Origin of the sequence: Bacillus norwichensis, assembly GCF_014836955.1 — a bacterium.
In the GTDB taxonomy this organism is placed as follows: Bacteria; Bacillota; Bacilli; order Bacillales; family Bacillaceae_C; genus Siminovitchia; species Siminovitchia norwichensis.
Genome location: NZ_JACSPV010000044.1, coordinates 25731 through 35771 on the forward strand (window position 1 = coordinate 25731; position 10041 = coordinate 35771).

Genomic DNA, 10041 nt, shown 5'->3' on the forward strand with positions numbered 1-10041 from the left:
AAAGCCGAGCGCCGGTTGAACAGGATTGTGAACGAAGGCCTTCAACAATATATTTAATCATATAATTCAACGTTTTTCACATTGCATTCAGCCATTATTTTGTCCAAAATGTGTCACCCAAAAAGAATATATATAACCAAAATTCACCAACCGCTCATAACATTACTATCAAAATTTATCGCTTTTTTCAAGTTTATACCTTTTTAGGTCGTGTTAACAAATTTGTCGGTTGTATTTTCGAGTCCGTTTATGTAGTATCAAAGTTGAATTTAATCATTCCAATAAAAATTAATAAAGATAAGTGGGTGAAATTTTGCACCGTAAGTTAAAATGGTTTGCCGTACTTACCACGGTTGTGATGGTTTTTGTCCTTCTGGGCGGTGCTTTGGTTACAAAGACTGATTCTGGCATGGGCTGTGGAAAATCATGGCCACTGTGTAACGGCCAACTAATACCAACCGAAATTACTGCTGAGCTTATCATTGAGTTTGCTCACCGGATCGTTTCCGGAAGTGCTGCTTTGCTCGTTTTGATCCTCTCCATTTGGGCGTGGAAAACGATTGGACACAAAAGGGAAACAAAAGCTCTTGCCATTCTTTCAGTTTTCTTTCTTATTTTACAGGCTTTAATTGGAGCAGCAGCGGTTGTGTGGGGCCAATCAAGCTTTGTACTAGCACTTCATTTCGGAATCTCGCTCATATCCTTTGCCTCGGTATTTTTATTGACACTTCTCATTTTTGAAGTCGATAAAAAACTTGATACATCAAAAATTAAGCTGGACAGAAAAATGAAATTCCATACGATTGGTGTTACAGTTTATTCCTATATTGTAGTTTACACTGGAGCCCTTGTTCGCCATACAGAAGCAAGCCTTGTTTGCAAAGATTGGCCATTCTGTTTAAACAGCACGCCTTTCTCTCTGCCAACAAATCTGTATGAATGGATACAAATGGGACACCGGTTCATGGCTGGCATCATATTTTTATGGATTGGCTATATTACTTGGATGGCAATCAAAAACTATAAAGACCAGATGGTTGTTGTCAAAGGATGGATCATTGCTTTTATTCTAGTGACGTTGCAGGTTGCTGCCGGAGCTGTTGTAGTATTTACAAGCCTAAATATTTATGTTGCACTAGCACATGCATTATTTATTACTTGTCTCTTCGGCTTATTGAGCTACTTTATCATGCTAATCACCAGAGGCAAGATGGAGTTCTCCCCTGCTTCTCAAACAGATGAAAAAGAAAATGCTCAAACTGACATCAAGTCGCCAAATATGATTACACAATAAAAAATCTTGCGCAACTGCGCAAGATTTTTTGTCATTTACTTTTCTACTTCTATCAATAAGTCACCTGGCTGGATAGCATCTCCTGAATGTACGAAGATATCTTTGACGATTCCTGAAAACGGAGCTTGAACGGTTGTCTCCATCTTCATCGCTTCAGTCAGTACAAGATGATCCCCTTTTTGCACCTTCTCACCTTTTTCGATAAGAACCTTCAGTACTGTTCCCGGCATCGTAGCTCCAATATGTGCCTGATTTTTCGGATCCGCCTTCTGCTTAAGTACCACAGTCGACTTGATGTTCTCATCTTTAATGACAACTTCTCTCGGCTGTCCATTCAGTTCAAAATAGACTACTCGCGTACCGTCCGGCTGCGGCTGCCCGATAGAGACAAGTTTAACTATCAAGGTTTTACCTGTTTCAATTTCTACTTCGATTTCTTCACCCAGCCTCATACCATGGACGAATGTTGGAGTATCAAGTACTGAAATGTCTCCAAATTGGTTCAGCGTCGCTATATACTCAAGAAATACCTTCGGATAAAGGGCATAGGCGATTACATCTTTTTGTGAAACATCCGGTCCCATTTCTTCTGTCAATTCTTCCTGAAGCTGGTCAAAATCTACGTCTTCTAGCAGCTCACCAGGTCTTACAGTGATCGGCTCGCGGTTTTTCAAGATGACCCGCTGCAGTTCTAATGGAAAACCTCCGTGCGGCTGGCCTAAATAGCCTTCAAATAGTTCTACCACTGAATCCGGAAAGTCGATGGATTGTCCCCTTTCCAATACAGATTCCTCGTTTAAATCATTTTGGACCATAAATAGCGCCATGTCCCCAACCACTTTGGATGAAGGCGTCACTTTAACAATGTCTCCAAACATCCGATTGACCCGGCTGTACATATCCTTAACCTCATCCCAGCGACCACCTAACCCCACAGCTTTTGCCTGTTGTTGAAGGTTGCTGTATTGTCCACCGGGCATTTCATGTTTGTATACTTCAGTATGCGGAGCAAGCATACCGCTTTCAAAATCGTAGTAGTACTTGCGAACATCCTCCCAATAATAGGAAAGCTTCTCAAGAGAATCGATATCGATATTAATGGCCTTGTCCGTTCCTTCAAGCGCATAATACAGCGTATTCAAACTCGGTTGTGAAGTCAAACCAGCCATTGAACCCAGTGCTGTATCAATGATATCCACACCTGCTTCAATCGCTTTCGTATAAGTAAGAATGCCATTTCCGCTAGTGTCATGCATATGCAGATGGATCGGCAGATCGACCGTTTCCTTCAGTTCGGAAATCAACCGATAGGCTGCTTCAGGCTTTAACAGACCAGCCATATCTTTGATCGCTAGCATATGAGCTCCTAACGCCTCCAGCTCCTTCGCCATAGATTTATAGTAATCAATATGGTATTTCGGTCTTTCAGCATCGTTGATATCCCCTGTATAGCAAATAGCCGCTTCAGCTACCTTGCCTGACTGGCGAACCGAATCAATCGCCACTTCCATACCTTTAACCCAGTTTAAACTGTCAAAAATTCGGAATACATCTATGCCTGCATTCGCAGATTCCCGGACGAAAGCCTTGATGACATTATCCGGATAGTTTTTATAGCCGACGGCGTTCGATCCCCTGAACAGCATTTGGAACAGAATGTTCGGCATTTTTTCTCTCAATTTGGAAAGCCGATCCCATGGGTCTTCCTTCAAGAATCGGTAAGCAACATCAAAAGTTGCACCTCCCCACATCTCCATAGAAAAGAGCTCTGGGAGAAGATGTGCAGTTGGTTCAGCTACCTGAACGAGATCGCGAGTACGGATACGAGTTGCAAGCAGCGACTGATGTGCATCACGAAACGTGGTATCCGTAATTAGGACTTCTTTCTGGTTTCTAACCCAGTCAACCAAACCATCGGCTCCCTGCGTGTCCAGAATCTGTTTGGTTCCTTGTGAAACGGTTTCATCCACTGGAATAGAAGGAACTCTCGGGTCAGGTTCAATCGGCTTTTTCGTTTTCTCAATACCCGGGAATCCGTTGACCGTAACCGTCCCGATGTAGGTAAGCATTTTTGTACCGCGGTCCTTGCTTTCAGCAAAGGAGAACAATTCTGGAGCACTGTCCAGAAAGGATGTATCATACTCGCCTGTAATGAACCGCTCGTGCTGCATAACATTTATTAAAAATGGGATATTTGTTTTAATTCCGCGAATCCTGAATTCCTTCAGATTTCTGACCATTTTGGCTGCGGCTTGTTCAAATGTCAGAGCTTGAGTAGACAGCTTCATCAGCAAAGAATCATAATAAGGCGTGATGACAGCCCCCTGGAAACCGTTCCCGGCATCCATCCGAACACCAAATCCTCCACCTGTACGGAAAGCCATGATTTTTCCTGTATCCGGCATGAAATCATTTAAAGGATCCTCTGTCGTCACTCTCGCTTGGATGGCATATCCGTTCATTATAATATCTTCCTGTTTCGGAATCTGTACGGAATCCCCATGAAGCGAATACCCCTCGGCAATCAAAATCTGCGACTGTACAATATCAATGCCTGTAATCATTTCCGTGATTGTATGTTCAACCTGAATTCTTGGATTGACCTCAATAAAATAAAACTGGTCGCCTTCTACAAGGAACTCTACCGTTCCAGCATTGAGATAACTCACATTTTTCATTAGCTGTACGGCAGCCCCGCAAATTCTTTCACGCATTTCTTCATTTAGAGACACCGAAGGTGCAGTCTCCACTACTTTTTGATGGCGTCTTTGGACAGAGCAGTCACGCTCAAATAGATGGACGATATTTCCTTGAACATCTCCCAGTATCTGCACTTCAATATGCTTAGGATTTTCAATGAACTTTTCGACATAGACCTCGTCATCGCCAAAAGCGGCCTTCGCTTCTGACTTTGCGCGTTCATATGCCTCCTTCAATTCCCCTTTGCTTCGGACGATACGCATACCGCGCCCGCCGCCGCCAAGAGACGCTTTCACCATAATCGGGTAACCGTATTCATTTCCAAAAGCAGCAGCTTCTTCCAAGCTCTCAACCGGACCATTACTGCCTGGGACAGCCGGTATGCCCGCAAGCACTGCCTGATGTTTCGCTTTGACCTTATCACCAAACATATCCAAATGCTGTATGGCTGGACCGATAAAAGTGATTCCCTCTTCGGCGCAGCGTTTGGCCAGCTCAATGTTTTCGGACAGAAATCCATAGCCTGGATGGATGGCATCTGCCTCGGAACGTTTAGCAATTTCTATGATGCCTTCAATATCTAAATAAGCATCAATTGGTTTTTTTCCTTCTCCAACCAGATAGGCCTCATCCGCCTTATAGCGATGATAGGACCCCGAGTCTTCGCGAGAATAGATCGCAACCGTGCGGATTCCGAGCTCTGTGCAGGCCCGAAACACACGGATGGCAATCTCTCCACGGTTAGCAACTAGTACTTTGTTAATCTTTGTCATCTAAGCTCTCCCCTTCATAAACATCTATCTGTCTATTTAAGGTTCACCCATGGACGTTTATCTTGGTTGTTTTGCTGAATTCTGTCAGTCCGGGGAACAGGAACAGTATTTTTAGTTTTGAATTTTTCCTCATATCGATTGAACATGGAAACGTTGGCTAAAATCCCCATCGCTATCGAAAGGACAAGGATAGAGGAACCACCATAGCTGATAAATGGTAAAGGTACACCCGTGATAGGGATAATCCCCGACATACCTCCCAAATTAATAAACGCTTGTATTCCAATCATTCCTGATATCCCAATCGCAAGCATGCTTCCAAATGGGTCGCGGCTCCTTGTACTGATATAAATTCCTCGTAAAACAATGTAGGTTAGGCCTCCCAGTACAAATACAACCCCGAAAACCCCCAGCTCCTCAGCAATGACCGACATAATAAAATCTGTATGAGCTTCCGGCAGATAGCCAAGTTTTTGGACACTTTGCCCTAATCCAAGACCTTTTAATCCGCCTGACCCAATAGCCAAATATGAATTCACCAATTGAAACCCTTCATTTTGACCTGTGCCGAACGGATCCAAAAATCCATAGATTCTGCCGAGTCGAGTCTCAGTAAATATCTTATCGGATTTTAAAATCACAAAAGGAGCAAGGACAGCAGCCAGAAGCACACCCAGCAGCCCCAGCTTGAAAATTGTTTTTAAACGCATTCCAGAACATAGAATGATCATTGCACCGATTAGAAAGGTGATGAGAGCTGTCCCATTATCTGGTTCCATTGCAATGAGGAAACAAACAAAAATAAGGAACATCAGTGGCGGCAACACACCTTTATCCAGTTGGTTTATGTATGTCTGTTTCTTAGAATACACAGCGGATAAATAAATAATGATGCTCAGCTTGGCAAACTCCGAAGGTTGAATCTTCCTTGCACCTATTTTAATCCAGCTTTGAGCATTATTCGTTGCATGCCCGAAAATATCTACAGCAAAAAGACCAATGACTGCTGCGACTGTAACAAAAATTAGAAATTTTTTACTTTTGTATGCTTTATATGGAAATAAAGCAAAAAATAAAAAAAATAAAAAACCTACTGCTAGATTGATTTTTTGCTTTTGATAAAAGAAATCTGGTGGATAATCATAATATTGAACCGCCATCACCATGCTTGCACTATAAATCATGATTAATCCGAAAAAGCAAAGAAGCAAATAAACAACGATGATTGAGTAATCATATGATTTCAAGATTTTTTTAAACATTATTTTTCATCCAATCTATCAGTCAGATTTCATAAAGCAGGGAATAACAGATTACTAGTTTCCTGTAAAAATGAAGCCTCCCGGCCTATAGAGTTGGATTCAGACATTCAATTAGATAAAAAAACTCAAACAATTACAAACGAACTGTTTGAGCCTTATTGTTCGGTGAGGCGAAAGAGCTTGCACATTTTCATTTTTCACTTTCAGTAAATGCTTCGTGAAGCGCAGACAGCTTCCTTTCCAATGAAAAAATCAACTCTCTTCCATCCTTCTCATCAACCAGCCCAAGTCGGACGGCAAAATCTATCTCACGAGAAAGACCAAACATTTGAGTATCAAGAACTTCCTCGTATAAAGGACATTGAGGCATTGTTAAGTTGTCCATTTGCACCTGAATCAAACACAAAATTTTTTCCGCGTCTGCCTTCAAGAGAGCGTAGGCTTTTTCCCGATGATTCAGCTTTATATCAGACACCACATTTTATCCCCCTATCTCCGGACAAATAGACAATACTATCTGTAAATTTTACCCCTATTATTATGAAATTGCAAGGGATTGGGTGTTATTTTTGTCCTTTTGCAATTGGAAAGTTTCTACACTTTCTCTTATTGTACCGCTACTACATGATAAAATCTCTCTAACTTTTCATTTCATTTTTTTAGAGTTATACTATCTGAAGTGGAAAAGGAGGTAGCATGTATGAATACAATCATGCCCATTAAAGGAAAAGTGAAGTTTCCAATCACATTGGACGCCGGAGTATGGATCTTTGACGATCGGCGAATTGATTTAAATACATATTTTACAGAAGAAAAAAATGAAGAGGATACGGATGAGGTAGAATTTACAGTGGCTTCCAAACACTGGGACCGTGTAATTAAAGAAGGCGCTGTATCACCTCCGACACTTAAGTCGGAACGCCAATTTGAAAAAGTGAAGGTTTTAACAGGTTCATTTGGGATCATATTGAAACCATTCTTGGAAAATGCAGAGCCGGAGCCCGGAGCTTCCGAACTTATTATTGAAACAACAACCGGTGAACATTCCATATCACTCGATGAAGGCAAAGAATTGATTTTGGCGTTTTCCGAAAAGGGAAAACCGCTTAGTACAGACGGGCCGGTTCATGTATTATATCCAGATGGCTCTAATAAGGAAAACCCCATTAAAAATGTGAAGGGGTTTCGTGTGCAATAGATGTAAAGCAGGCGCTTCAACCGCCTGTTTTTTGTTTTAACTGATCTTCTTTATAAAATATCGGCTGCAAGCTGAGCAAGCTCAGACCTCTCTCCTTTAATCAGCTTGATATGCCCTGCAGCACTTTGCTCTTTAAATTTTTCCAACACATATACCAATCCATTATTGAATTCATCAAGGTAAGGGTGGTCAATTTGCTGAGGATCTCCCATCAGTACAATTTTGCTTCCTTCCCCTACTCTCGTCAATATAGTTTTTACTTCATGCTTCGTAAGGTTTTGGGCCTCATCTATGATGATGAATTGTTTTGGTATACTGCGTCCTCTTATATATGTTAATGCTTCAACCTCGATAGAGCCCATCCCCGCTAAAATCGAATCCAGTTCGCCAGGTTTTTTTGTGTTGAATAAGTATTCGAAGTTATCATATATCGGCTGCATCCACGGCCTCAATTTTTCCTGTTTTTCTCCCGGTAAATACCCGATATCCTTTCCAACCGGGACAATTGGGCGCGCGACAAGCAGTTTTTTATATTTCTTCATATCTTCTGTCTGCATTAGACCGGACGCCAAAGCCAGAAGGGTCTTCCCTGTGCCAGCTTTGCCGATCATTGTGACAAGTTGAATATCCTCACGAAAAAGAAGCTCTACTGCCATTGTCTGCTGAACATTCCTCGGTTTTATTCCCCAGATAGAATCAAAATGGGTGATCAGTTTTCGTATCAAGTTTCCTGTCTCATCAACAATTCCTAGTCCTGATGAAGAACTGCCAAGTTCATCCTTCATCACAATAAATTGATTAGGGTTCAGCGGCTTGCTATTCACCACTTCAGAACTTAGAATTTGGCTGGTTTCATAGAAAATCCTTAACAAGTCGATATTCACATAAACTTCCTGCGATCCAGTATATAAGTGATCAACTTCTACAACGCGGTCACTGAGAAAATCTTCCGCCTGCAACCCAAGAGCATCTGCCTTAACTCTTAATAAAGCATCTTTGCTGACGATGATGACGGGCTTTCCATCCTCTTTCTTCTCTTCTTCCATCGCTATGTTTTTCGCCACCGCCAAAATGCGATTATCATTTGTCTTCTCTAAGAAAATCTCCTGAAGCTGATGGAATGACCGATGATTGAGTTCAATCCGCAATGTCCCTCCATTTTCCAAAGCGATCCTTTCATGGAGTTTTCCGGTCTTTCTGAAGCCGTCTATCAATTTGGAAACATGTCTTGCATTCCTGCCGATTTCATTCATGTACCTCTTCTTTGAATCCAGTTCTTCCAGCACAACCGCCGGAATGACAATTTCATTATCCTGGAAAGAAAAGACGGCATTGGGGTCTTGCAACAAGACATTCGTATCTAAAACGTATATTTTCGTCAAATTGATGCCTCCTGCTCCTTTTTAATATCATATGTTGCTATAGATCGGCCGGTTCCATTGGAAAGTGTCACATAGGGACAACTCTTTGTCTGAAATATATGTACTTGTGCATAAACTTAGAAGTCTTATTGCACAATATAAAAATAATGAGAGTTGAAGAACTAACAGGAGGAAAACATATTGAAAAAAACAGCATTTATTTTCATCATTCTCACACTGTCAGCGTGTGGACAGACGAATGAAGCACAAAGAGACAACGGGAACCCTTCACTCCAAAACACAAGAAGTGATTTAAACCAGCAGGACCAGACTCGCAACAGTGAGGAAGAACGAGCAAATTATTTAGCAGCTCTGGCTTCCGACATCCCCAATGTAAAAGATGCAACAGCAGTAGTCGCTGGAGATTACGCCGTTATCGGGATAGATGTAGACAAAGATTTGGATCGTTCCAAAGTAGGCTCCATAAAATATTCAGTAGCAGAAAGCATCAAACATGACCCTTTAGGCGCTGGTGCAGTCGTAGTTGCTGATCCTGACATCAACGCCAGACTGAAAGAAATAAAAGACGACATGTCCAAAGGCAGGCCTCTCCAAGGCATCATCAATGAACTGGCCGATATCACTGGAAGACTAATGCCTGAGCTTCCTCCTCAGGAAGATGATAAAAACCCTCAGGAAGCACCTCAAAAACAAGATGATGAAATGGACAATCACGATAAGAGACAGATCGAAAAGGAACAGAAAAAGCAAACAAATGAATGACATTGAGGATTTCCAGAGGTTAGGATTCTTAATGCCCGTTCCTTGTTGCTTCCATAAAAATAGTCTCGATTGGCGAAGTTACTGTCCAATTTGCAGAATCAGCGAAAAAACCTTTAGGTTTTTTTAAACTCCCTATTTCGGGTAGAAATAATCATGTTAGAATCAAGGGATAACATGGTATAATGTTCTGTAAAAGAATATTATTCTTTTACAGAGGTGGCCAATATGAAAGTGCAATGCGTCATTTGCGATAAACAGCATGAGCTGGATAATGACACGCCCCTTGCTAAGAAATTAAGAAATAGGCCGATTCATACTTATATGTGCGATGAATGCCATGAAAGAATTGAAGAGAAAACGAAAGCACATCATGCAAGTGGGCAGTTTCAGTTATACAGTTTTAAAGGGAAAGAAAAGAATTTTTAAAAACAAAAGATAGCGCTTGTCCCTCCGCTGGTTCAAACAGCGAAGGTCCTATCGATTCGACTATTGTAGTAGGGCGCATTATTCGACAAGCGCTACTAAAAATAAAGGTTCTATGTCAAATGTTGGGGTAGAGTGAGGTGGAAGCTCATTCTACCCAACATGACTTCCAATTTTTTTATACTTATGTAAAAGCAGTATTCTCGCCCTTGCCCGAAGGAAATTCCTAAAACCAAAGGCGTTCCTC

The 10041-nt window shown here is 41.6% G+C and carries 8 protein-coding genes; 4 read left to right on the plus strand and 4 right to left on the minus strand.

Going from position 1 to position 10041, the window contains the following annotated elements; translation table 11 throughout:
- Positions 1–313 precede the first annotated feature (313 nt).
- Entirely contained in the window at positions 314–1294 is a 981-nt protein-coding gene (locus H9631_RS18365) for a COX15/CtaA family protein (RefSeq protein WP_191815407.1), read from the plus strand.
- Positions 1295–1329: 35 nt separating this feature from the next.
- On the opposite strand, the gene pyc is transcribed toward H9631_RS18365, so the two are convergent.
- From pyc to H9631_RS18380, 3 genes are all read right to left on the minus strand, one after another.
- Positions 1330–4767: a pyruvate carboxylase gene (gene pyc, locus H9631_RS18370; protein WP_191815409.1), complete on the minus strand. Its 3438-nt coding sequence runs from the start codon at positions 4765–4767 to the stop codon at positions 1330–1332.
- A 32-nt stretch (positions 4768–4799) separates the two neighbouring features.
- Positions 4800–6029: an FtsW/RodA/SpoVE family cell cycle protein gene (locus H9631_RS18375; RefSeq protein ID WP_191815411.1), complete on the minus strand. Its 1230-nt coding sequence runs from the start codon at positions 6027–6029 to the stop codon at positions 4800–4802.
- A 190-nt stretch (positions 6030–6219) separates the two neighbouring features.
- On the minus strand, positions 6220–6507 hold the full coding sequence (locus tag H9631_RS18380; protein ID WP_160705337.1) for a YlaN family protein: 288 nt from the start codon (positions 6505–6507) through the stop codon (positions 6220–6222).
- Positions 6508–6729: 222 nt separating this feature from the next.
- Between H9631_RS18380 and H9631_RS18385 the strand changes: the two genes are divergently transcribed.
- Entirely contained in the window at positions 6730–7227 is a 498-nt protein-coding gene (locus H9631_RS18385) for a peptidyl-prolyl cis-trans isomerase (protein ID WP_191815412.1), read from the plus strand.
- 50 nt (positions 7228–7277) lie between these two features.
- Here H9631_RS18385 and H9631_RS18390 read toward each other — a convergent pair whose 3' ends face one another.
- On the minus strand, positions 7278–8609 hold the full coding sequence (locus tag H9631_RS18390) for a PhoH family protein (protein WP_191815414.1): 1332 nt from the start codon (positions 8607–8609) through the stop codon (positions 7278–7280).
- Between the two features lie 180 nt (positions 8610–8789).
- Here H9631_RS18390 and H9631_RS18395 point away from each other — a divergent pair, with 180 nt between their 5' ends.
- Complete coding sequence (locus tag H9631_RS18395) at positions 8790–9371, plus strand: YhcN/YlaJ family sporulation lipoprotein (RefSeq protein WP_225221143.1); 582 nt, start codon at positions 8790–8792, stop codon at positions 9369–9371.
- Between the two features lie 225 nt (positions 9372–9596).
- Complete coding sequence (locus H9631_RS18400; protein ID WP_191815416.1) at positions 9597–9797, plus strand: YlaI family protein; 201 nt, start codon at positions 9597–9599, stop codon at positions 9795–9797.
- Positions 9798–10041 lie beyond the last annotated feature (244 nt).